A 24,554-nucleotide genomic window follows, 5' to 3' on the forward strand; every position below is an offset into this window, starting at 1 on the left:
TTCACGGGTCAAAGCTGCCCGCTGGCTTGCGCACGGTATTGTCCCGGCGTCACGCCCGTCCACTTCTTGAACGCATTCTGGAAGGCGCTCGGCTCCGAAAAATGCAGTACATACGCAATGTCGCCAATCGAAAACTCACGCTTGCGCAAGTACGCAACCGCCATTTCCTTCCGCACCCGGTTAGACAGGTCCAGATAGGTTGTCTGTTCCTCCTGCAGCTTCTTCTGAATGGTCCGGGTGCTCGTTCCGAACGCCTCCGCCGTCTGCTGCAAGGTCGGGAAATAAGCAGGCATGCACGTTTTCATCCACGCGATGACCTGCTCGGCAAATTCGCCGCTCCGGTCCAGCGACTGCTTCGTCTCGCGAGCGATGGACTCGAACATGTGGAGCAGCTTAGGGTCCGCATACATGACAGGGTAGTCGAGCACCTCCCGGCTCAGCCGCAGCTCGGCCGACGGTCCGCCGAACCGGGGCATGATCCCGAACACCTGAACATAAGGGCGGGTATCCGTCGGCGCTTCATGCGGAAACTGCACCTCCAGCAGCGGGACCGGACGATGAACCAGCGCCCCGATCAGCCGATACAAGCCGCCGGCCATATCCTCTACGCAATGGCGGGACAGCCGAAACCCCCGCTGCGCAAACAGCGTGACTACAGCCTCGTCGCCACGCAACTCCAGGTCCAGACTGGCGCCGCTGCACAAAATATCCTGGTAGCGCCGATAGGCGGCGAGCGCCTCGGCTACCGTGCCGGAATGCAGCATCACATAGCCGAGAATACCCATATCGGCAAATTCCATCACCTGGCTCTGATGCAGCCCGAAATGCTCATCCTGCGTAAACGCCGCCGCCGCAAGCATCAGCCGCTCCAGCTCCGACCCGGCAATCCGCGCTTCCACATCCTGCAGCAGCGCTGCGTCAAATGAAGCAAACCGGTAAAACTGCTTCGGATCGTAGCCTTTATGCACAATGGTTTTCATAATCGGATACACCATCGAAATCGCAACCTCCGGGTTGTTCAAGCCCAATTCCTCCTTATGCGCAAATGAGCAATCATGATGCGCCATCCGTCATACCTCTGCGTGCCAACCTGGGGTATGATCATCCTACAAGCTCAGTTCACATCTTACCATACTTGCTTCATGAGGAGGAATGACGGATTGAAATCGAATATTCTCATCATTAACGGACATCCGAATCCCCAGAGCTTCTGCTCGGCGCTGGCGGACGCCTACAAGCAGGGGGCGCTGGACGGCAAGGCGAACGTGCGGGAAATTGATTTAAGCCGGCTCGATTTCGACCTGAACCTGCGTTTCGGGTACCAGCAGCGCACCGAGCTGGAGGACGGCTTAAAGGAAGCGCAGGCATGGATTCAGTGGGCCGATCACCTTGTATTTGTGTATCCGACCTGGTGGGGGACGATGCCTGCCGTGTTAAAAGGATTTTTCGACCGGGTGTTTTTACCCGGCTTCGCGTTCAACTCCCGTCCAAACTCTCAGCTGTGGGATAAGCTGCTAAGCGGTAAAACCGCCCGGCTGATCGTGACGATGGATACTCCGGCCTGGTACAACTGGCTCGTCTACAGACGGGTCGGACATCGGCTTATGACAAACCATATTTTGAAATACTGCGGCATCAAGCCGGTGCGGATCACAGAGCTTGGCCCTGTGAGACCGTCCTCGGAGCAGCAGCGCGCCCGCTGGCTGAACCAGATCAAACGGCTCGGCGCGCAGCGGGCATGACGCGAACGAAGCGCTATGCGGTTCCCGTTTCCGCCTCTGCATGAAAAAATCCCCTTGGGGCAGACCATGGAACAATCACGCTCACCTGAGCCTGCTGTTCACCGTCTGCCGCAAGGGGCCTATTGGGTTTGATCTGACACGTAGTCGATGCGGATCAGCGCTTGCGGTAAGCCGCCGTTCGCTCGTCTTGAATCACGCCGCTCCAATTGAGTCCGAAGGCAAAATCATAGCGGTTATTGTCCGTATCCACATGACAGTTCATATCATGCGCGACATCCTCCAGCTGCTCCTCGACCGTCTTCATATCCGCGGGCATTTGCACCGGCAGCAGGCCAACAGGCTCCACAGCGCCTGTCAGCACCTCCATAATCGCCTGATCCTGCACGCCGAAATTCGCAATGATCGCATCCGCCTCTGCCTCGAACTCGGCCACCACCGCCGGATTGGACAGCAGCATCGACACGATCACCGGCTTTCCTTTCAGCAATTGCTTCGTTTCCAGGATTGCATTCAGGTCCGGCTCGTTATGGGTAGTGACTGTTTTCCCGAGATAGGAGCGGTTAAGCGTGTCGGACGGACGGCTGTCGCCGGCCAAGCTGTGCGCGCGCGCATATTCCGCCGTGTAGGGCCGGTATTGCAGGCTGATCGGCACATAGCCGTTGCCGCCGCTGGCCGCATCCTCTTCGCTGTAGCCGGAGCCCGGCTTCGGGCTGCTGATAAACACGAGGCCGAAGTCCGCCTCGTCCGGGTTAGCGGTCACGTCGAAATATTTCGCGACGATGTCCAGATTAACCGGGTGCGCCAGCTTGGCCGGCGTCGGTCTGCCGAACCAGTCCTTGCCCGCAGGCGTCTCCCTGAGCGGGATATAGACGCGCTGTCTGGCCGGGAGCGGCAGCAAGCCTGCTTTATTTTTCAGCAGGACGATGGATCGCAGCTGCGCTTCGTAGCCGGCCTGCATAAATTCGGGCTGGCCGACGAGCGCCGCGCTTTGCGCCGGGTCCACGTAAGGATTTTCGAACAAGCCCAGACGGAACATGTTGTTCAGCAGCCGGACAGCCGATTGCTCGAACCGCGCCCGCATATACGCCTCGCCATGCTCGGCTGCGCCCATCTCATACGCCGCAAGCACCGGCTCAATCTCATTATTGCCGCCGAACTGGTCGACGCCGGCCATCAGCACCTTATAGTGGCGCTCGGCGACCGACAATGCTTCGACGCCCCACGGCTTGCCGCTCAGGAAGGTGTCCTTGCTGCCGGATTCATCGGCCGTAATGAGCCAGTCCGTACAGACCACGCCATCGTAGCCGTATTTGTCGCGGAGCAGGTCGTGAATCAAATACTTGCTGTAGGCGTTGCCGACCTGCTCGCCGTTCACCGGGTCCTGATCCACCGACACCGTATAATAAGGCATAACCGCGGAGGCCTGGCCCGTCTTGCCATCCAGCTTGAACGCGCCGTCGATAAACGGCTTCAGATGCTCGGCAAAGTTATTGCCCGGATACACCGCATATTTGCCGCAAGCATAATGGGCATCCCGTCCGCCCTCGCCGGAGCCGCCGCCCGGCCAATGCTTCACCATCGCATTTACACTGTCATAGCCCCAGCCGTCCGCAATTTCCCGCGCCCCGACGGACGTCTGAAAGCCGTCCACATACGCGCGGGCCATGTCGGCAGCCAGCTGCGAATCCTCGCCGAACGTGCCGTTGAAGCGGAACCAGCGCGGATCGGTCGCAATATCAATCTGCGGCGACAACGCCGTTGCCAGACCAAGTCCCCGGTATTCCTGCGAGGCGATTTCACCGAACCGGCGTGTAACAGCCGGGTCGAAGGTGGCCGCCAGCCCCAGCGTCTCCGGCCACATCGAAATTTTGCCGCCGGAGCCCGCATTAAATTCTGAGCTCGCATCCGAGCTGTGACGCGGGTCCGAGCTGTTGTTCGCCGGGATGCCAAGGCCGGTGCCTTCGGCGAAAGACTGCACCTCGTTGTTCCAGCGCGCCGCAATCGCCGGACTTTCCACCGTCGTCACCAGTACATGCCGCAGATGGTCCTTGGACAGAAACGTTTTTTGCTCATCCGTCAAGTCCCAGGGCTGCGCCCCGCTTTCCTCATACGGCTTGCCGTTGTACAAGCTGGCCACCCAGCCGCGGTCGGCGGCGGGAATCGACTGATGCCGGCTGTACAGCATCAGCCCGGCGATTTGCTCGATGGACATTTTCCCCGCCAAATCCTTCGCCCGCTCCTCCGGAGACAGCCGCCAATCCTCATATTTATCCAGGACGCCGTCCTTGCTCAAATCCTTGAAAAACAGCCCGTCCTGCTCCAAAATGGCGACACCGGACGAGGTGCTGTACCCCAGCGTCGGCCCCCCTTTGTTGGTCACATAACGGATTTGCTCCTGCTGCTTGTTAGCCTGATCGGATGCCATATCTGAATCCTCCTGTTTGTATAGAAATTGAAATTGAAATCGGGATGCTGCCGTATTGAAAACAAATAGCTGTCATTTTGAAAACGATTGCAGATTTATTATACAAAAAGCCGCCCATCCGAGGACAGGCAGCTTCTTATCGTCTTTTACGGCTATTTTTAATCTGTTTTTCAAGCTGGCTCTCTGTACGGCGGCCCGCACACCTTAAACTTTGACGCAACTCCGTTCATCCGGCGCGAATCCGTACACACGCGTCAGCTCCAGCAATTGCACCTCATGCGGCTCCAGCCGGAACGTATGCGTCCAGACCGCATCCGCTTCAAGCTGCTTCACCTGCCGCTGCGGCCGGGCATGCCCCTGTAAATACGCAATGTCGTCCGCAGACAGCGGGTCAGGCGCTCCCATATCCACCCACAGGTCGTAGCTGCTGCCGTGCTTGCGGGTCAGCGTATGGGTCACCAGCCGGTAACGGCCGGGCTCCAGCCCGGTCAGCGTCACCGTCAGCTGCACCGGCCTCCGGTCCTTGAACCCGCTGTAGCGGTGGGTCGCATCCATAAAGGAAGTATCGCCCAGAGCGTACAGATCGTCAATATGGCAATAATTAAACGCCAGCACCTGGTAGCCCTCCCGGCCTGCGGTGGCAATAAACCGCTCGCCCCGCGCCAGCAGCCGGTCGCCGAGCTTTGCCAGCAGCGTGTAGGCATGGAAGCCGGCCTTCGGAATCCCGTGCTGGGCGATCAGCCCGAGCCCTCCGTGAAACAAGCTGGGCGACGCCATCGTTTCCTCAATATTGTCGCTGAGCACCCAGTAGCCGAACCCTTCGATCCGGTCCAGATTGTCCACGATGTTTTTAACCACATACGCGGCCTTGTACAACGTATCGTTCGTCAGCTCGCGATGATACGCGGTCGAGTTCCATTCGGTCAGCACAAGGTCCAGATGCCCAAGCTGCAGCTGCTCCAGCGCGCGCATCTCAGCGGACAGCGCATCGCGGAGAAAATCGGCATTCGGCGAAATGCCGCGAAATTCGGTCAGCAGCTTGTGGTACGGCTGCAGCCCGGCGAGCGGATGCCGCCCATCCGGCTCCTTGATCCGCTGGCCCAGCTGCTCGTGCGGGTAAAAGTGAAGCGGAATAAAATCGGGTACGCAGCCGCGTTCGCGGCAAAAGGCAAAGAAGCCTCGGTTCAGCTCCTGGGAGCCGATTGCAATAATCCGGCCCGGCGCGCCGAGCTGCAGCCGGGGCGATACGGACTTAACCGCTTGGTACGTCTGCGCGTACAACTCCCGGTAGTCCGACATCGTACCCGGCCAAAATGCGTCCAGCTCCGGCTCATTCCAAAACTCGAACCGCCAGCTTTCCACCTCGGAGCTGCCGTACCGGTTCAAGCAATGCCGCAGCAAGCGGCGGATCAGCTCGCCCCAGCGCTCCAGGGAATGCGGGCCGCTCACATGGCTGGTGTGACGGAACACCGTCTGACTTGGATCGGCGGCGAGCGCCGACGGCATAAATCCAAGCTCGACAAACGGCTTCAGTCCAATTGAAAGCAGAAAATCAAACAGCTGCTCGACAAAACGGAAATTGTACGCCGGCCGTCCTTCCTTATCCTCCTGGTACACCATCATCGCGTCGTCGAATATCCCGTGGAACCGGATGTACCGGAACGGACAGCTGCGCTGCAGCTCGCGCAATTGCTGCTGCACGTCGGCATGCAGCCCTTCCTTCGCTTTGCCGATGGTGATCAGGTTTTTCCAGGTGTGGCGGAGCGCAGCTCCCGCAGCAGTCAGCTGAATCTCTGCGAACACATGCTCCGTCGCTTCATACTCCAGCTCCGGCTCCGTTTCTCCGCGCCGCAAATATTGCTGGACAATGCCCAGCGCATTCGACTGGTTAAACGCCAAGTAAGCAGCCGACGACTTCACGGCTTCCGCCTCCGGCAGCGGCCGGTATTTCCGTCGGTACGCGTCTGGCGTTTGCCCGTAACGTTTTTTGAACGCCGCATAAAACGACTTGGCATTCGGAAAGCCGTGCCGCAGCGCAAGCTCGGCAATCGGCGTCTCCTCCTTGCGCAGCAATTCATCCACGGCATGCTTCAGCCGAATGCTTGTCACATACACTTGAAAGTTCATTCCGATATTTTCGCTGAAAAACTTGGAGAAATACGGGACGGACAAATATTCACGCTCCGCCATCGCCTGCAAGGTGACCGGCTCGGCATAATGCTCGTTAATATAAGCGATGATGCCGAGCAGCCGGTCCCTGTACTTCTCATTAAGCGCCAGGCCGCCCGCAGCTGCCCTGAATTGCTTCATCAGGATCGCTAACAGGCCGTACAGCCGCGCCATCAGCTCCAGCTCGTAGCCGTCGCTTTTTTTATAATTCAGCTGCACCATCTCGGCCAAATATTGCCGCACCCGGTCCAGCGCCTGCCGTCTGTCCTTGCCCGCCGAAAACGAGCTGCAATCGAACTGAATACGGTCGATATCGGCGATCGTTTCTTTTATAAACCGTGTCGGAAGGAGAAACGTCGCGATCAGGTTCAGATCGAGGCCAACCACCTCATGGACGTGGCAATCATTTATCAGCAGCACGTCGCCTTCGGTCAACCTGTGCCTGACATGACCGACAGTCACCTCCAGCGAGCCGCTCAGCACGAAAATCAATTCAATGCTGGAATGCCAATGGCTCGGCACGTAGTTGACGCTATGCAGCGCCACGTCAAACGGCAGCGTATGACTTGCTTCGACCAGCTCGTAGCTCGGACTTTTCACCTTCCGCACCCCCTGCACGACCTATCATATCAGAAAAACAAGCGGCCGGAAATCAAGCAGGGAATGGCTCTTGATCGCTGGAAGGAGAGCGAAGCAAAGATGACTGCAGGCTATTGGTCCAGCTTCATCAATAATCGCTTGAGCACTACGGCCGCCTGGGCACGGGTTGCGATGCCTGCAGGCTCCAGTCGGCCGGAAGCCGTCCCTTCCATTAACCCTTCATGTAACGCCAACGCTACATCAGGCTGTGCCCATTCATGAATTTGACTGCTGTCCGTATACGTATCCAGCAAGGCTGAGCTGGCGACGGCCGGGCGTTCAAGACCGAGCAGCGGGTAGGCGCGGCCAAGCAGAGCAGCCATTTCCTCGCGGGTAATGATGTCGTTCGGGGCAAAGCGGTTGCCCTCGCGTCCTTGAACAAGCCCTTTGGCAACAGCGCTTTGCACAGCTTCACGATACCAGGCTCCTTGATCGACATCGGCAAACCCTGTACCGGCACGGGCTTCAGCCGCCGGAAGCTTCAAGGCTCGCACCAGCATGGCTGTGAATTGTGCCCGCGTAATCGGATGATCAGGGCTGAACACAGCTTCGGAGGTCCCGTTCACAAGCAGCCGGCGCACCAGCCAATCCACCTCCTGCTCGGCCCAATGTCCGGCCATATCGCCAAACCGGCGATCGCGAATCGTTAAGGCTGCATAAGGACTCGTCGTCTGAAGGCCGAACAGCAAGCCGCCCTCGTTCGTCCTCCGGCTGCTCTTGACGTACATCCATGCCTCAGACGCCGCATCGAACCGGTAAATGTCGATAAGCTCCGTTTTCTCCGCGAGCCTCGCGAATTCACCCTGCAAAGCATGGCTAGCCAAATTCAGTCGCACTGGCGCTTCCAGCCCGCCGCCGACCGTTTCGGCATGTACGGTTACGAGCGGAGTAAGCACCTTGATTCCGGTATGCTGTCTGCTTGCCGCTTCGGCTGCAGCGGTGAGGGTAGCAGCGCCTGCTTTGCCAACAACAAGCCTGAACGTCGTCCCGTCGCCCAAAGCTGTCCCTTGAAGCGCGGCAGCGGCGTTGACTCTTACATGCATCAGTTCCGTTTTAACCAGCAGTGTCGCTTCAGCCTGTTTCATGAGCTGCATGCCCTGCGCTGGAACCTGCACCGCGACCTCGTCAGCTGTTTCCTTCAGCTCCAGGTAAAGCTCCTTGCTGCTCGGACCCGATTGTAAAGCTTTTGCGATCGCTTCCGCCGAAATATCCGCAACGGCAGTCTTCCTACCATCCGGCGACGTCGTCAGCGACACACGGGAGTCTGCGCCGACATTTAACGGGTTCGTTGTATTCGGCGACGCGCTTGGCGTCGATGACCCGCCTGAGGCAGGCGTTGGCGACGGGTCTCCATCGTCTGAGGCGTCCACCCGAATCGTATACGTCTTCGCTGCAGTCCGGCTTCCGGCATTCACGAACACCTGAATCAGACCGTCCTCGGGGATCGCCACCTGCTTGGTTAATCCGCTCATTGCCGGTTCTGAGCCAATTTTGAGCTTCGCTGTCTCGTCGGCCGCTACGGCTGTGATCGCCACTTCCTTCACATGTGCCGGCAGCCGCAGACGGTATTCAGCCTGTGCCGGATCAAATGCCGGATGAAGCGTTCCGCTTCCTGTAGTCAGACTGCTCAGATTGGCATTTACATCGGACACTAAGGCCAGGGACATGTCGCCTGACGGATTGCCTGCCCGATCCTTGACCGCTTCCGCAAGCAGCGTGAGCCGGGAAGCTTCCTTGACAGCCGTGCCGAGTGTCAGCAGCAGCTCATGGGATTCGTTACTGCCCTGCTTCGTGGCGGCGACAGCCGAAGTGATGATGCCGGTTGTGCCATTCAGCAAAAATTTGGCCGCATCCGCCGTTGTCTGGACGGGTTCATTGTACGTAATCCGAATCATCCGTCCTCCGCTTTCCATCGCTGCTTTGACTACGGTCGGCCCTTCCAAATCCAGCTCTGTCATCGCTACCGGATGCGGACCTGCATCCTGCTCCAGCAGCATAGCGTTGGCGTAGCTGCTGAACAAGCTTTTGTTCAGCTTTACGCTGTAGCTCCCCTTGATCGACAAGCTGGTTTTGGGGATAAACCGTACGGTGCGCGATAACAGAGCGTCCGGGCTTGCCGCGCTTTGCTCCAGTTGAATAAATGCAGCTTTTCCTTCGAGCTGGTTGTTATGCTCGTCGGTCAGAACGACCGCCCCCCGGGGCAGCTCGCTCACCTTCACGTATTTGGAAAAGGTAAGATCCACGTAGCTTCCGCCCTCATACGTAACCCCCCGTACCGTAGACACTTGAGGAGGCGTCCGGGAAATCAGCCCTGCGTTCACTTCCGTATGCGGCGGCGGGACAACCAGCTCCGCACTCGAAAGCGTCTCATATCCCGCTTTGCTCCAGACGACCTTCCATTTGCCTGGCGGCACATCCCAGCCGTATTTACCGGCGTGATCCGTCGATTGCGGATTAACCTGCTCGTATTCCTCGGCATTCCAGACTTTCCAAGCGCCGGATGCCGCATCCTGATACAGCACGGTTGCCGTAACGCCTTCAAGCGGATTGCTTTGAACGGCCTCGTATACGAAGCCGCTAGGGTCGTAAATCCATTTCGGACTGGCAACTTTCATGCCTCTGTTCTTTTTCTGATCCGTGTCGTCGTTCAGGCATTCATTGAAGCCCGACCCGACAGCATTAATTTTTTCATCGACGTAGTTATCAATCCGGTCACTTACCATGCTGCTGACTTTCCCGGCAACAATACCTCCGACGCCGGTTAACGCCATCGCGCCGACCCCCGCGCTCATCGCCGTTTTCGCGACTTCCCCCAGAACGACTGCGGCCAGCGCTTTGCCTGCTTCCTTGGCGGTCGTCGGCATTTCGTTCAGACAATCCAGTCCGCTGGATTCAACATTATGCATAATTTTATTAATTTTTCCGGCATATCCCTTGTAAGCTTCGAATTGTCCTTTGACATCATTAATATGGCCCTTAACTCCGTCTACATCAGCTTTGATTTCCATGAAATATTCAGCGGTATGGCCCCAGTCTCCCGGCTTTCCTGCCAAAGAAGCCATTCGCCCGCTCACCGCTGCCGTCTCCTCCAGAAGGAGATTGTTCGGGATGTAGCCCCCGAGCTTCACGGTCAAGGATGTCTCGGTTTCAGTCGTCTCCCACGTTTTCTGCACAACAGGCACTCCGGACCGGTTAGCCAGCGCCTGCTCCTCAGCCGTCGGGACATACGCCGAATGAGGATCAACCGTGATCGAGTAGCTGATCTTGGCATCACCCAGCTGCGGGAGGCTGAGCACGGCGCTCCCTGCATACTTCCCGTTCGCCAGCTCGAAGGGCTTTACCTCCACCACTTCGAAATCCCTCATCTGCAAAGGCATGGAGGCGCGAATTTGCTCAATGTCAGGTAGATAGCCGTCATAGGTACGCGGCTGATTTTTAACCTCATAATCCACATAAATGGCGCCTAATGCATGCTGCGCAGTCGGTACGGTGGCTCGGAACAAAGCGCCTTCCCTGACTGCGGGAATGGATTCCCCCTCCTGACCGTCCATATACACGCTGACGTTCTCGACCTGGTCCGGATCTGTAAACTCCAGATCGAACAGGAACGGATTTCCGGGAATGACCGTATAGGGAAGATCCTTGATATACTTGCCCAGCTCGATCGAAATCCATCTGCCGCTAGGCGCTTGGGAATAGGCCATGCGCACCAGCTGCGGCAAATTCGTATTATATTCCGTATAGGCTTTCTCCGATTGCAGCTTGACATTGTTCAGTTCAGTTACGGCCCATAAAGCGTGCATGCTTCGGTTGCCCAGATCCACAAGCGTTACCGTGACCTTCCAAATGCCGGAGGCATTAGCAACCGCTCCGCCGATGCGTACATCCGTATCGTAAATATGCACCATGCTTCCGGCTGGCGCATATCCGCTCAGTACGGTCTGCATCTTGGCGTCAGAGACCCGTGCCGGCGCATCCAGCGTAACCTTGGGCGTATCCAGATGAACCGTGCCAAGCGTTTCCTCCACAGACGCCGCATTCAAAGTGGCCCGAAGCCTTGCCGCTGCAGATACGCTTGCTCTGTTGAAGGAAGGGGATACCTGCAGCTTATACGTCACGAGGCCGCTGCTGCCTTTGGCCAGCTCGCCCAACGGGACATGCAGGGCGCCTTCCTTCAGCACAGCCGCTCCGGCTCCTCCCGTTACCGCCATATTCCCGAGGGAATCGGTCACGAGGGCCATATCCTCCGGAATGTCAAGCAGAAGCTCGGCGTTCTCCGCCGTGAACTCTGTACTGTTGTTATACGACGCCTTCAGCACAAGCGTACCGCCGGGAATCGCCCGTGAAGGCTGGGCTGTCATGTAATTGCCCGAGCGATTCGCAAAATGACTGGAATGGTTGAAGGCAATCTTGCCCAACTGTTTAATTTGATTTTCTTCAATCGTAAATTCGACGTTCGCAGATTCATAATGGTTCTTATAGTTCACGTCCCGAAAGGTTTTGAGAATTTCCATCCGAAACGTTCCGCCCTTTGGAACGTTCACATTAAACGGATAACTTTGGAATTGGGCATCCCCGGCGTCCGCAACCCATTTCCTGCCGCCGTTCGAGGTAATCTCATAGATGGCTGCGTTGTATCGGATATCACGTCCCCGCTCCACCTCGCCCTGTATGCGGGCGCCCTTTTCCTGCAGTCGAACCTCAACAGTGGCGTTGGAGTTTTCATCCGTCAAGGCGCTGCCGCAGGCACTCACATAAGCGTAGATCGTGCCCGCCAGACAAGCGTCCACCTTGTTCCCAGGCATTCCGCCAACAATGAGGGAATTCGAAAAGTAGGACCTGATCCAGCCGTGATTGGTTGAAACGGTGGCCATGAAATTTTCATTATTCAAATTAAGCGGCCCCTGCCATTCCGTATCCAGCGCCTTCTTATAAACATTCAGGTTAATGACGTACTGCTTCGGCTGCTGCATTGGTATTTCCACGGTAGTCGCAGCCTCTGCCTGAACGTTGGCCTTTATCGGCTCTGCGCTGAGCTGGTAGGAAAACTGCGTAGCCTCCAGGGTCGCTTCTCCTGCATACAAATCCAGTCTGACTTTACCGTCGAAGCTGGTGCGGCCCTTCGTGACGACCGGCTTGCCCTTGTACGTTTGGGTAGCGGTGACGATCGAATCATAGACCGGCGTACGTTCCGGACTCAACACCGTCACCTCCAGCAGCCCGCGATCGGGGGATCTAAGGCTGACCAGCAGCTCATTATCGCCTCGATCCAACGTGATGCTTAGCGGAGCTCCGGGCGCAAGCTCATATTCGAAGCCGCTCAAGTCCAGCTCAGCGGTCAACATCTGATCCTTCATCAATCCCTGCTGCCACTCGGTCACGCCTTCATACCCGGTCGAAATCGTGTTCAGAAATTGCCGGTCCGCATCCCACAAGCTGACAGGAATACCGGAGACCGGCTTTCCTTCGCCATCCAGTACCTTGACCCGGAGCTGTGCAGGCAGCTCTACCGGAATACTCAGACTGCGCTTTCTTCCCGGCTCGACCCGAACTGCTTCCACGCTGGCCATTTCATAACGGTAATCCGGCGTATAAAGAATGATGGCGGTATCCTCTTCAGGCTGCAGCCCGCCTATAACCTCTGGCTTCTTGCCATCCAGCGTGAAGGATCTTTCCTCTCCCCTCGACTGCCGGATCGTAAGAATGGCTCCCTCAAGCTCTGCAGGCGATGCGCCGGTAAATTCGAGCTCCAGGCTTCCTCCCACAGCCATCGGCAGTTGATCTGCCTCCAGCTCCTCAAGGGGTCCATTGCCGCTCAAGGTGAGCTTCATGGACGTGAGCTCGGTCGTGTCTGGAGATAATTGAAAGGAGGCGATGTAGATGCCCGACCCGGCGGCTTCCGTTAATGTAAGGGACGAAGACTTAGCGACTTGACGATTTCCTTCCCATTCTTTATACGTCCACTCCACCTTGGCCTCGCGTCCCGACGCTCCGATCCCATACAGCCGGATCGTGCTTCCCTGTTGAAGAGGACCTCCTCCTCCGCCGTTTTCTTCCACCCATTCAAAATACAGCTCCTCATCGGGCGGAGGGTTTTCTCCGCCGTCCCTCATCCAGGTATAGGTAGGACCATCCATGCTCATCTGGTAACGGCTGTTGATCGCCTCCACCTGGATCGGCACCTCATCCTTCGTCGCTTGGGGCTGATGGGTCCAGGTATAGGATAGCTTCCCGGTTGCGGGCACATAACCTGCAGGCTTATCATCCATATAGAGCGCATAGCCCGTCACGCCGGCCGAATCGGAGGCAGGCGGCCAGCTTACCGTAATCCGATCCTCTCCGATATTCGTTGCCTCCAGTACGGCCCCTTTCGGCCACACAGGCGCTGTCCCGGTTGTGGCAACAAAATAATCAAAAAATGGAATCTTGGCTCCTCCAAGCTGCACCATGTGCGTGGAGAAGAAGGTAACGGTTTTTCCGCCATTCCCGACCGTTGGCCGCATACTGGAAGGACCAAGCTCGATCGGGGACCCCGGGACGGCAATTTTCGCCGAGCTCAGCTCGTGAACACCCGCCACATAGCTCTCCGCCTGGTCCGCCGTGCTATTCGGCTGCACCTCGTAGGCTACATAAGCACCGTCACGGCTGATGGAAGGGAGCCTGCTGTTTCTTGTATGCTCGCTTCCATCTTCCTGGAGCGAAACTCTCCGGAAGCTATCCTCGGTTTGATCGTAGACATAGATATCATCCTTGCCGTTGTAATCTCCAGGCGCCAGATCCTGCTGGAAGGTAGAAAACGCTACATACCGGCCATCACCGCTGATGGAAGGAGTGCGCCCGTAGGCAAGCTGCTTCAGTGATCCGTTAGTCCGGCTATACAAAAATATGCGGTCCGTGCCAACTCCTTCTCCTTGGGCCGTTAGCTTGGCTTTGGAGACAAATGCGATCGTATTCCCGTCTCCGCTAATGGACGGAGCCCAGCTGTCGTTATTCCAGCTTTCCTCCAGCGGAATGCTGATCCGCTCCAGCTTGTTACCGCTGCCCAGACGGTCGTAGAGGTACACGTCTCGCTCCTCATTTGCATCCAGAGGCACAAGTCTGGCATCCGTATCAAAAGCAATATAGCGGCCATCCGCACTGATCGAAACATATTCGCCGTCATCAATTCTGAACTCATGACTCCCGCTGGTCCCATTCACGATTTCCAGCTGGTCGGTCGTTCTGTCATACAGATACACCTTCGTTAATCCGCTGACGATGTCTTCCCCATACGAATACACGATGTACCGGGCATCCGGCGTCATATCAAAGTAAATGACGGTTCCTGTGCTGTCCGGTGCTTTGACCCGCTGGAACTGCGCCGTACTCCGGTCCTGTACGTAGACGGCCTTCCTGCCCGTAGCATGCTCGTCGTCCAGCGCATACGTCATAAACGCCATGTACCTTTCATCCGAGCTAAGCCTGGTGAGCGGCATGTCATACGTCGGTTGCATGTGGAATGCGAACCCGCGATTCAATTTACTGAGCAGGTTCCATGACAAGGGAGAACCTGCCCGTGCCTGCAGCGTCGGGGGCAGGGTGCGAACCGTCCCCGTATCGTAAACGGCTTCCGATATGGAGGTAGCCGCCGGCGTAGATGCAGGCGTACCGGATGCAGCGCCTACGTTAGGCAGGGCTGCCGTTGCGATCATCGTTACGGTCAGCAGCGCAGAAAGCTTCGCTTTGACAGCTCTCCCGAATTTCATGTTCATGCCATTCCGCCTCTCCAGCCTCTTCGGCTATTTTTGTTCATGGGCATCGTTGTAATTCCTCATTCTGCTGAAAGCACAAGGTGAGCTACAGTCAGCTTCGGAAGGTTCAGCGTAAAGCTGTTGCCCTTAATTTCATCCAGACCTTGTCTTTCCGTAATTTGCGGGCTGCACTCATCGAACGCCCACACTTTCGCCGATGTATACGCCGTTGATCCGCCAATCGTAAATTGAGCGTTCATCGCCTCATCGAAATTTTTGTTGATGACAATCATATGCAGCTTGTTATCGCTGCCCTGGAATACAGAGCTGTAGATCGAGCTGTTCTCGATGTCGTTTGTATCCGCTTGAACACTTGTATCTCCGTACCTCGAGCTGTTGCCGTCGTAGTTGTTGAAAATTTTGAACCCGGAGGACAGATAAGGAATTTGGGACAGCCGCGCTGTGCCCGCCATGTTCCAATAATTAGCCATATACAACCCCTGCTTCCCGAAAATGCCAAGCGTATCAGCCTGGGCAATTCCGCCGGATACGTGATGATTGCCGCCGAAGTCGTATTCGGTAATGGCCGTTTTCGTGCCCGGATTGTACGTGTTCACCGAATGTCTCATCGTCGGGATCAGCGGCAGAAACTCACGGTACCAATCGCCGATCCAGGTACGTTCCAGATAGCTGGGGTCCCACAGCGAGCGGGGCGCTTGCACGCGCACCTTATGCGTTTCCAGCGTATGCGCATCCAGCTCAGTGCTTGTAATTCGTGTCCCGCCGCCCATTTCCTCGGAGTACCAGTGAATATCCAGCACATCCAGCAGCCGCTTGCCTTCCTTTCTCGATTCCCGGGCCATATTGTCCAGGTAATAATCGAGGTACCATCTGTAGTTGCCCTTGATCTGATTCCATTCCGGCTTATTATCGACCATGTACGCATCGCTGAAGCCATACGAGACCGGCCCGAACAGCTCGGCGCTTGGATCGACTTGCTTGACTGCCTTCGCCAGCTCAAGTGATTTATTAAACAGCTCAGCGCCCTTCGTCAGCTCGGGATGCATGTAGGCATGAGTATGGCTCCACAGCCCAGGTTCATTGTCGAGCGAATAGCCCTTAATCCCGGTGGCCGAAGACGCCGGACCGTACGTATTGACTAGCAGATTCACAAATTCATCGTTATACGCTACGTTGTCAGTCAAATCCGGGATTAGACTGAACGGCGCGCCTTTGGCCGCCTTCACGTCTACCCATCTGCTGGAAGGAGCCGTTTCCGCTGGCGTTACTCTGGACCCCTTATCCTTGGCCGCGTATCCTGCCATCGGCAGTGTCCATAAGGTATACGCGCCCTTCTCCAGCGATTTCTGATGAAAGCCCATGGCCGCGCTCCCCGGAACTTCCCACTTGGCTTTCTCCGATACGGGAATCCCTCCGTAATACCACGGCACAAATGAATCGCTGACAAAGCCTTCATCGCTGCCCGAATTGGAAGCATTGTTTTCCCAATTGTAGGCGGAGAACCGGTTCCCGCCCGCTCTGCGCGCCGTCACATTTTCGGTTCCCGTCAAGTCCTCGTTCGAGCCGTAAATGTAAGGGCTGATCGGCGCTCTTTCTGCCTCAGGGTTGATATGAAACTGGACGTCGAACGGTCCTGTACCTGTACGCAGCGTATTTACCTTGATCAAGTCGCTCCATGGACCAAGTGTAAGGCTGTCCTTGGCTCTGACCCGGTACGTATGAAGGGAGGCGGGCGCTAAATCGGTGTGGATGTAGCTCAGGCCAGCTCCGGCCGGTATGACGGTACCGTCAACTTCAATGTCATAGCCGGTGACCAGCTCCTGCAGCGGCTTCCAGCTTACCGTAATCGAGGTTTGGGTTTTCTCGGCCCGAACGCTTGCAGGCGGCGGCAGCTGCTGCTCACCTGTCGTCTTGACTGTAAACAACGAGCTCCACAGGCTGGCTGTGCCGTCCTTCAAGGTTCTTACTTTGTACGTATGCTGCGTTCCCGGCTTCAAGAAATCGTGAACAAATGCAGGGCCGGCTGCGGCGGTTATAGCTCCGTCCGCAAACACTTCATAACCTGTCGCTTCCGGCACAGCTTCCCAGGTCAAGCTGACCGTCGTATTCGAGGAGTCTGACTTCACCGGGTCCGGAAAAGGCGGCAGATCCAGCAGCGTCGGCTCCGCTCCCCATACCCGCATCCCGTCCACATAGACGAGCGTCCTGAGACTTTCCGTTTCCGCTGTCGTGTTCAGAAAGGAGTAATCATTCGTTTGGTCAAATTCCGACCAGTCGCTTTTGTTCATCCAGCCGCTGAAAGTAAGCTCCTCCGCCGGCTTGATGACACCCGCCTGCTCTGTAAAGCCTACCTCCAGATAATGGGTTGCATCGGCAGCCGGAATCGGCATTTTTACAAATCGGGTGGTCACGTCGGCGGTAGCGACCGTTCTCCACTTCACCAGGCTGTAAAATCCGATCGCAAATGACTTTTCCTGCTCGGCCGTAAAGTCAGCCGTGTAATAGTAGCGAATTTTCAAATCCTGCAGGCTGACATTTGTTTTGCCCTGATTGGTGACTTTAAACTTGGGCGTAAGGCTCGATGAGCGTTGATTTTTCCCTGTTGCGGTAAGCACCTTGAAGCTGCCCGCTCCGTCTGCAGCCGGAGGCGTTTTGGCGCTGACAGCCGCACTCCACGGGCCAGCCTCACGGCTATGGGTTGCCCTGACTTTATACGTATGCGTCGTATCGGGCTTTAAACCGGCATGCACATAAGAAGTCCCGGCCAGCTTCAGGAGTTCGTTTCCGTCCAACTCAACCTCGTAGCCGGTCGCCTGGGCGACCTGATCCCAGGTTACGGTCACAGAATCCGCAGCCGGGACCGCCTTGACGTTCGCAGGTACCGAAAGAGGCGGCTCCGTGATGGAGCCTACCGTAAACTTCGCTGCGGCAGTCTGAACAAGATACGTTTTGGAGCGATCAGCCTTGTGTATGCCTACTTCTACGAGGTATGCTCCTGACCGCGCATCATCCGGAGCTGTCCATACCACCGGCAGCTGTTTCGTCTCGCGGGCCGGGAATGATTCATGAAACACCTGTTGATGAACACGGGCGCCGCCGGCCTCAAGCACATTCACTTCAACAAGCGCATCCGTATACACGTTGGCGGTCACTGAGGCTGTAATCGCCACCTGCTCGCCCGCCTCAATGCTGGCCGGCGAAGCCGCTGCATGTGCTGTAAAGCTGATCTGCGGCGCTCCCTGGGTAATCGTTATTTTCGCTGCTCCGGGGTACCACTTGCTGTCGCTTCCGGACCATCCGGCGCCGAAAATCCCAAAGCTGACCAAATACTCTCCGGCCGGGAGAGTGGCGGGCACCTGCCAAACGAGTGGAACGATCTGTTCCACATCGGATTTCAGCCGGATGTTGTCTACGAACACCTTGCCGACATTGTTAAGCGCGGAATCAAAGAACTCAACATCCACCAATACATCGGTAGTTTCCGATGCGGTGACACTCACGTTGACAATTGCCGGAGAACCCGCTTCTATGCGAGGCGCTGCTGTCACCGAGGCTTGAAAGCTGACATTAGCCATCGCGCTCCCGGTCGCGCCGCTGAAGGCCAATCCATCCAGCAAAAGGAGGAAAACCATCAAGAGAGCAAGCCATTTTTTTCTGTAAATCGGTACAAACGTAGTCATCATCCATCTCCTCTTCACTTCGCAAAAATTGAAACTAAGCCTGAAAACCTGTGGCGGCCGCGTTTACCTTCCATAGCTTATAGCGCTGGTCAAAGGTTGGGTAGGGTGAAATTTTTTCACCCCCCTTCCAGCCCAGGGTGAAAAAATTTCACCCTACCCGCTCGGCAAGCTCCTTTGTTATACTGGTTAAGTTGGCAGAAGAGCGGTCAGCCAAGGCAAGCGTGTGAACGGAAAGGAAGCTCTGAGAAGCCTCGGAGAAGCTCGAAGAAGCGAAACGTGACAGAGGGATGGGGGGAGCCGTATGGAGCGTATACGTGTAATGCTAGTGGAGGATGATCCATTTTGGCAGCAAAACATAAGCTCCGATCTGGCTGAGGAGCCGGATATCGAGGTTGTGGCCGTCACCAGCACGAAGGAAGAAGCCGTCGAGGCAGCGTTCCGGCACCAGCTGGACATCATTTTGATGGACATTAATTTAACGAGTAATCATCTGGACGGTCTGGAGGCCGCCAAGGAAATATTAACGCGTCTCTATGAACAGGGGATCAAGGTCATCATGCTTACCTCGCTGACGGAGAAGGAGATTATTATAAAATCATTCCAGTTCGGAGCGCTTAATTACATCACCAAGCAGAGCTATAAGGATATCGTCCGCGCCATCAGGGAGGCGCATGAGGACCGCTCAACGATCCATGCAGACGCCGCCCGCGTGATGCGCAGTGAAATTCAGCTGATGGAGCTAACTCCGATGGAGCGCGAGGTTTTTGACCTGAGGAAGGAAGGGCTTAGCAAGCAGCAAATATCCGATAAGCTTCATAAATCCTTGAACACGATTAAATCTCAGCTGAAGAGCATCAAAAATAAGCTTACTTATTTTAAAGGCGATTGATGATTTTACGGATCGAGGTTGAAAACGAAGGCATGCTTTGCTCAGACGCCCCTGCAAAGCGCTGGATGGGAAAATGCAGCAGCACGGTCGTTCCTTTCCCCGATTCAGCATTTACAATGGCAAGCCTGCCGCCGTGCTTTCTCATGACCGACACGCAATAAGGCAATCCAAGCCCATGATTATACGCATTTTTCTTCGTTGTGTAGAAGGGTTCAAAAATTTTCCCCAGTTGATCCTTGGGAATGCCGCAGCCGTTATCGGTCACCTCAATGATGTAATAACGTTTGGACTGTGCAGTTCGCAAGGTAAGCATGCCGCCCTCCGGGCCCATCGCATCGACAGCGTTCTGAATGAGATTTGACAGCGTCTCCTTGAGATGGATCGGATCGCAGGTCAATGCTCCGACGTCCTCCTGAACGGTGAGCTGGACAGAATGGCTATCCAGCAGCGGCTGCATCGGCAGCAAAACGGCTGCAAATAAATCCTTGATGCACGCTTGAGTTTCGCTAAGCACAATATCATCGGCTTTATCCTTGATGCGGCCTACCATATTCAGCAGGTGCTCCGTAACCGAATGAATCTGCTCCATTGCCTGCAGGGACTTTTCGGTTTGGCCGGATTGAATGTAGTCCTCTGTTTTCTCCGTTAAATAATTGATTTTTTGAATTTCATTTTTGATGGAATGATTCAGAATCGAAACCCCCATCGTCAACGCGCGCATCGACACATCCATCTTCTCCCGCTCAATTCTGAGCTTGATGCCCATGAAGCCGTACTTCAGCAAATAAAAAACAATAATAGCAATCAGCGTAAGCACAACAATGACGTTATATTTCCATGCCCCGTTGCTTTCCAGCCCAAAAACCCATTCTCCCAGGGACAATGACTGGAAGCCTACAAAATCGGCAACAAACGCAAATAACGTACCGAATGTAAACACGGTGCCGACTCGTTTTTTGTTTTTCCGGGTGTAAAACTCCTTCTCCTGCTTGATGGCTACCCCGTACAAGATATAACTCAGCAGAAAGTACGCGCCCGCCCACCAGCGGAAATGGGATACGACAAAGCTGTTCCACGGCTCATTCAGCAGATGATCGCCCAGTACGAGCACAGCCGGGACGGTTAACAGACAGAAGGCAAGGGCTTTTTTCCTTGGGGATAGCACGGTGTTAAGCCATAACCCGCTCATGCACGTTGCATAAGGGAATACATAGAAGTAGATCGTCATCGCCGCCACACTAACCCGATAAATCAACGAGCTGAACGTTGGCGACAACCACCCGGCAGGAACAAGATGCGGAATCATGATTAAATGAATCGAGAAAGCAAAGCTGGCCATCCCCCCGGTGAACAGCGTCACGCTGATCCAGAAATTGGCCTTGCGGTTATAGGCGAGCAGGACGATCCCAAGCGCCCACAAAGACAGAAACATCAGTATGTAAAAATAGTTCAAGACAAACCCTCCGCCAAATCAGCTTGGTAGCATTTCCTTCAAAGTGATTCCATATTATCACATCTTACCTTTCGCAGCATGAATTTGGCAGAGAATCCCGAAAACTGCCGAGGGCGCTGCTGCAACAAGATGTAACGTTCAAAAAATCCCTTGCGGACAAGGGATTTCTCTGCGTTGCTTATGGCACACAGCTGCCGGACTCGCTCTCGTGCAGCCGCGTGAGGATCGAAGTCAGCCGTCAGCCTTTGACCGATCCGATCAGCATGCCCTTCGTAAAATAGCTCTGGGCGAACGGATAAATGACGAGAATCGGCGCAATCGCCAGAAAGACGGCGGCGGCCTGCAAATTTTGCGACAGCAGCTGAATGCCGTTGACATTAATCGTTTCCAGTGAAGTGCCGTCCTTCGCTCCGCTGATGATCAGGTTGTACAGCACCAGCGTAATCGGCTTGAGTTTCTGGTCCTGCAAATAAATCGCCGGCAGCAGAAACTGGTTCCAGATGGACACCGCATAAAAAATACTGACGGTCGCAATTGCCGGACGGCACAGGGGGAAATAAATTTTCCACATAATGTGCAGATCATTGGCTCCGTCGATATAAGCCGACTCCTCCAGCTCATCGGGAATCGCCTCGACGAACGATCGCATGATAATCAGCAGAAACGTATTGATTGCGCCGGGAATAATCATCACCCAGAATGAATTGACCAAACCGACCGCGTTGTACACGATAAAATTCGGAATAATGCCCGCCTCGAAAATAAACGTAAACATAAACACAACCATGATGGCGCGGCGGCCGACCAGCTTCGCCTTGCTGAGCGGATACGCGGTCATAAAGGTCAGCATGACGGCGACCAGGGTGCCGAGCACCGTGTAGAGCAAGGAATTTTTCAGCCCGCTCGCCACGCCGAGACGCGGATTTTCAATGACATATTTGTAGGCCTCCAGATTGAAGCCCTTGGGCAGCAGGTAAACCCGGGAAGTGACAATATCAGTCCCGTTGCTCAAGGATACCGCCAAAATATTCCAGACCGGATAGATGCAAATCGCAGAGATCAGCAGCAGCCCAACCATATTGATAATATCAAACCGTTGCAGCATTGGTTTCATGGCTGCCCCTCCCTAAAATAGCTGTGAATCCGAATATTTTTTGGAAAACCTGTTGGCCACCAGCACGAGGACAAAGGCCACTATGGACTGCATCAGGCCGACAGCCGCGCCGTAGCTGTAGTTGGCGAAGCCCTTCGTTGCAAACGCCTGGCGGTACACATAGCTTTGAATGACATCGGCCGTATCATAAATGCTCGGATTGTACATCATTAATATTTTGTCGAGATCAACGGTCATAATGGAGCCGATGCTCAAAATGAACATGATCACGATTGTATTCGCAATGGATGGCAAAGTAATATGCCGCATTTTGCTCGTTCTGCTGGCCCCGTCCAGATCAGCCGCCTCGTACAGATGCGGATCAATATTCGTCATCGCGGCCAAATAAATGATGGAGCTGTACCCGAACAGCTGCCAGACATTCAGCATAATATACAGCGGTCTGAACCAGCCGGCCTCGGACATGAAAAAGATCGGTTCAAAGCCCATTCCTTGCAGCAAATGATTGACGACGCCGCTTTGCGGCGACAGAAACGTGTACAGCATGCTGACGGCAACCGCCGACGAAATAAAATAAGGGAAAAACGTAACGGATTGCACAAATCGCTTGACCGCATTCAGCCGCACCTCGTTCAGCAGCAGCGCGAACACAATGGGAATCGGAAACACAACCAACAGGTTGAAAAATGCAAGCAGCATCGTGTTTTTCAACAGCTTCCAGAAATACGGATCGCTCAAAAACTTCTCGAAATGCGCCAGACCGACCCATTTGCTGCCCGTAATGCCTTTGAACACGCTGTAGTCCTGAAACGAAATGACCAGTCCAAAAAGCGGCGCAAGCTTGAACACCAGCAAATGCAAAATGCCGGGAAGCAAAATCAAATACAGCAGCCGCGATCTCCACATTTTGCTCCACACACTGCTGTCCAATCTTCGCAGTTTCCCTTTCAGGACATTATTCATCGCCGCTACACATCCTTTATGTTAATCAAAGTCAGAGAAAATCCGCCACCCCGCGTCCCGTGCTTCACGGAGTGACGGATTCACCTCCTTATTTCTTGTACATCGCGTCGTAAGCAGCCTGATCAATGTCAACGATCTTGCTGTAGCCTTGGGCGTCAATTTCTTTCAGGAACGCCTCCCATTCCGACATCGGACGCTTCCCGATAATAAATTTCACCAGATTCGCATCCAGCGCAGGCTGGACATTGGCAAGCAGCCCGGATCGCGTCTTCAGCTGGTCCGTGGAATATTTCAACGCCGGCATCACTTCGGCATACTTCGTGAAGAAGCTCGTTGCAAACGACTTCGTCAGATCGTCCATCCATTGGTAATACACCTTGCTGTCAGCCGGAGCCGGGAATGTCAGGCGGTCCTGCAGGAAATTCCAGACCGGCGTGCCCAGCGGCTTGTTGCCTTCTTCCTCGAACTTGACCGCATATTCCTTCTGACCGTTGACCGTCTTGAAGGATTGGCCCTCGACTCCGTAATTCATCAGCGTGCGGCCTTCAGTAGAGTACAGGTAATCCATGAATTTAATGATTTGCACCGCTCTTTTCTCCGCCTTCTTGTTGATTACAAACACGCGGTCCTGACGGTACTTCGGCTGGTAAGCGGACACCTTGGCTGCACTGCCCTGCTGATCTTTCAAAGGGTCCATGACCGCCATCTTGAAGCCCGGATCGTTTTTCGGTCCGCCGTTATTCATAAACCACGAGGGCCGCGTGAAGAAGTCATAGGAAATCGCGCCTTTGCCTGTCAGCAGCTTCGTTTGCCACGATTCCTCGGTTTGCGTGCCGTACACCCACTCCGGATCAATCAATTTTTGGGCGAACAGGCTGCCGTACCATTCGATCAGCTGCTTGAAGCCGGGCGATTTGACATCATAGCCGAGCCCGTTATTGTAGACGCCGTGAACTTTGCCGCTCTTGTCGATGTAGTCCTTCGCCTGGAACGACTCCGTGAACTTGATGAAGCCGTCGCGCCCGGTAAACGGATAAAAATCAGCGCCCGGATTCGCAGCCTTCAGCTTTTTCAGCGCATCCGTAAATTCGGCTACCGTTTGCGGGTTGCTCGTAATCCCGGCCTTCTGGAACAGGTCCGACCGATAAAACGGCACTGGCGTAATGACCGGATACTCCTGCGGCAGTCCGTACAGATTGCCGTCGGAAGCCGTAATTAACGTTTTGAAATCCGGATGCTCGTCGATATACTTCTGGATATTCGGGGCGTTGCTTTTAATCAGGTCCTTCAGATTCAGGAACAGCCCCTGGGTTCCATATACCTCCGCCTGCGGCAGCGTTACAATCGCCGTATCCGGCAAATCGTTGGACATGATTTTGACCTCAAGCCCCTTGTAATATTGGTCGTCATCCTCGCCGCCGTTCACCAGCTCAATGCTGGCATTTGTGCGCTGCAGCAATTCCGGATACCACTTCAGATCCTTCAGCCAGTTGATATATTTGCCCGACATCAGATAGGAGAAGGAAACGGCTCCGTTGTCGCCGCCATCAGCCGCCTGCTCCCCCTTTGCGCCCTCCTGGCCGCTGCATGCCGACAGTAGCAGTACGAGTGAGAGAAATCCGGCTGTCCAAGCTTTTTTCGTAAAGTCAGCCATAAAAGAAACCCCTTTCAATTTGGTATTAGCTCATCCCATCGGCTTGCTCACATCTGGGATCGACTCATTTTTGTT

The 24,554-nt window shown here is 55.2% G+C and carries 11 protein-coding genes; 2 read left to right on the forward strand and 9 right to left on the reverse strand.

Going from position 1 to position 24,554, the window contains the following annotated elements:
* Positions 1-8: 8 nt before the first annotated feature.
* On the reverse strand, positions 9-1,022 hold the full coding sequence (locus AC6ROY_RS00185) for an AraC family transcriptional regulator (protein ID WP_500097942.1): 1,014 nt from the start codon (positions 1,020-1,022) through the stop codon (positions 9-11).
* Positions 1,023-1,160: 138 nt separating this feature from the next.
* Between AC6ROY_RS00185 and AC6ROY_RS00190 the strand changes: the two genes are divergently transcribed.
* A complete protein-coding gene (locus tag AC6ROY_RS00190) occupies positions 1,161-1,742 on the forward strand; it encodes an NAD(P)H-dependent oxidoreductase (protein ID WP_500097943.1) in 582 nt (193 codons plus the stop codon).
* Positions 1,743-1,896: 154 nt separating this feature from the next.
* Here the strand turns inward: AC6ROY_RS00190 and AC6ROY_RS00195 are convergent, their stop codons facing one another.
* The 4 genes from AC6ROY_RS00195 to AC6ROY_RS00210 form a co-directional block, all read right to left on the reverse strand.
* Complete coding sequence (locus AC6ROY_RS00195) at positions 1,897-4,167, reverse strand: glycoside hydrolase family 3 protein (RefSeq protein WP_500097944.1); 2,271 nt, start codon at positions 4,165-4,167, stop codon at positions 1,897-1,899.
* A gap of 204 nt (positions 4,168-4,371) precedes the next feature.
* On the reverse strand, positions 4,372-6,936 hold the full coding sequence (locus tag AC6ROY_RS00200) for a GH39 family glycosyl hydrolase (RefSeq protein ID WP_500097945.1): 2,565 nt from the start codon (positions 6,934-6,936) through the stop codon (positions 4,372-4,374).
* A gap of 110 nt (positions 6,937-7,046) precedes the next feature.
* The gene (locus AC6ROY_RS00205) at positions 7,047-14,726 is read right to left on the reverse strand and encodes an S-layer homology domain-containing protein (RefSeq protein ID WP_500097946.1); all 7,680 of its coding nucleotides are present in this window, start codon (positions 14,724-14,726) and stop codon (positions 7,047-7,049) included.
* 59 nt (positions 14,727-14,785) lie between these two features.
* Complete coding sequence (locus AC6ROY_RS00210; protein ID WP_500097947.1) at positions 14,786-18,409, reverse strand: glycoside hydrolase family 44 protein; 3,624 nt, start codon at positions 18,407-18,409, stop codon at positions 14,786-14,788.
* Positions 18,410-18,707: 298 nt separating this feature from the next.
* Here AC6ROY_RS00210 and AC6ROY_RS00215 point away from each other — a divergent pair, with 298 nt between their 5' ends.
* On the forward strand, positions 18,708-19,295 hold the full coding sequence (locus AC6ROY_RS00215) for a response regulator (RefSeq protein WP_500097948.1): 588 nt from the start codon (positions 18,708-18,710) through the stop codon (positions 19,293-19,295).
* On the opposite strand, the gene AC6ROY_RS00220 is transcribed toward AC6ROY_RS00215, so the two are convergent.
* The 4 genes from AC6ROY_RS00220 to AC6ROY_RS00235 all read right to left on the reverse strand — a co-directional run bounded on the left by AC6ROY_RS00220 (position 19,282) and on the right by AC6ROY_RS00235 (position 24,479).
* Positions 19,282-20,748, reverse strand: a complete 1,467-nt coding sequence (locus AC6ROY_RS00220; RefSeq protein ID WP_500097949.1) for a sensor histidine kinase — start codon at positions 20,746-20,748, stop codon at positions 19,282-19,284. The genes AC6ROY_RS00215 and AC6ROY_RS00220 overlap by 14 nt on opposite strands.
* 238 nt (positions 20,749-20,986) lie before the next feature.
* Positions 20,987-21,862 (reverse strand): carbohydrate ABC transporter permease, encoded by an 876-nt coding sequence (locus tag AC6ROY_RS00225; RefSeq protein WP_500097950.1) that lies wholly within the window; start codon positions 21,860-21,862, stop codon positions 20,987-20,989.
* Between the two features lie 12 nt (positions 21,863-21,874).
* Complete coding sequence (locus AC6ROY_RS00230; RefSeq protein WP_500097951.1) at positions 21,875-22,825, reverse strand: ABC transporter permease; 951 nt, start codon at positions 22,823-22,825, stop codon at positions 21,875-21,877.
* Positions 22,826-22,913: 88 nt separating this feature from the next.
* Positions 22,914-24,479: a type 2 periplasmic-binding domain-containing protein gene (locus AC6ROY_RS00235; RefSeq protein WP_500097952.1), complete on the reverse strand. Its 1,566-nt coding sequence runs from the start codon at positions 24,477-24,479 to the stop codon at positions 22,914-22,916.
* Positions 24,480-24,554 lie beyond the last annotated feature (75 nt).

Source organism: Paenibacillus sp. sg306046 (assembly GCF_059821225.1).

Bases quoted from the DNA above. Each gene is read 5' to 3' on its own strand.
- AC6ROY_RS00195 (WP_500097944.1), bottom strand. From the start codon at position 4,167: ATGGCATCCGATCAGGCTAACAAGCAGCAGGAGCAAATCCGTTATGTG.
- AC6ROY_RS00205 (WP_500097946.1), bottom strand. From the start codon at position 14,726: ATGAACATGAAATTCGGGAGAGCTGTCAAAGCGAAGCTTTCTGCGCTG.
- AC6ROY_RS00210 (WP_500097947.1), bottom strand. From the start codon at position 18,409: ATGATGACTACGTTTGTACCGATTTACAGAAAAAAATGGCTTGCTCTC.
- AC6ROY_RS00215 (WP_500097948.1), top strand. From the start codon at position 18,708: ATGGAGCGTATACGTGTAATGCTAGTGGAGGATGATCCATTTTGGCAG.
- AC6ROY_RS00225 (WP_500097950.1), bottom strand. From the start codon at position 21,862: ATGAAACCAATGCTGCAACGGTTTGATATTATCAATATGGTTGGGCTG.
- AC6ROY_RS00230 (WP_500097951.1), bottom strand. From the start codon at position 22,825: ATGAATAATGTCCTGAAAGGGAAACTGCGAAGATTGGACAGCAGTGTG.
- AC6ROY_RS00235 (WP_500097952.1), bottom strand. From the start codon at position 24,479: ATGGCTGACTTTACGAAAAAAGCTTGGACAGCCGGATTTCTCTCACTC.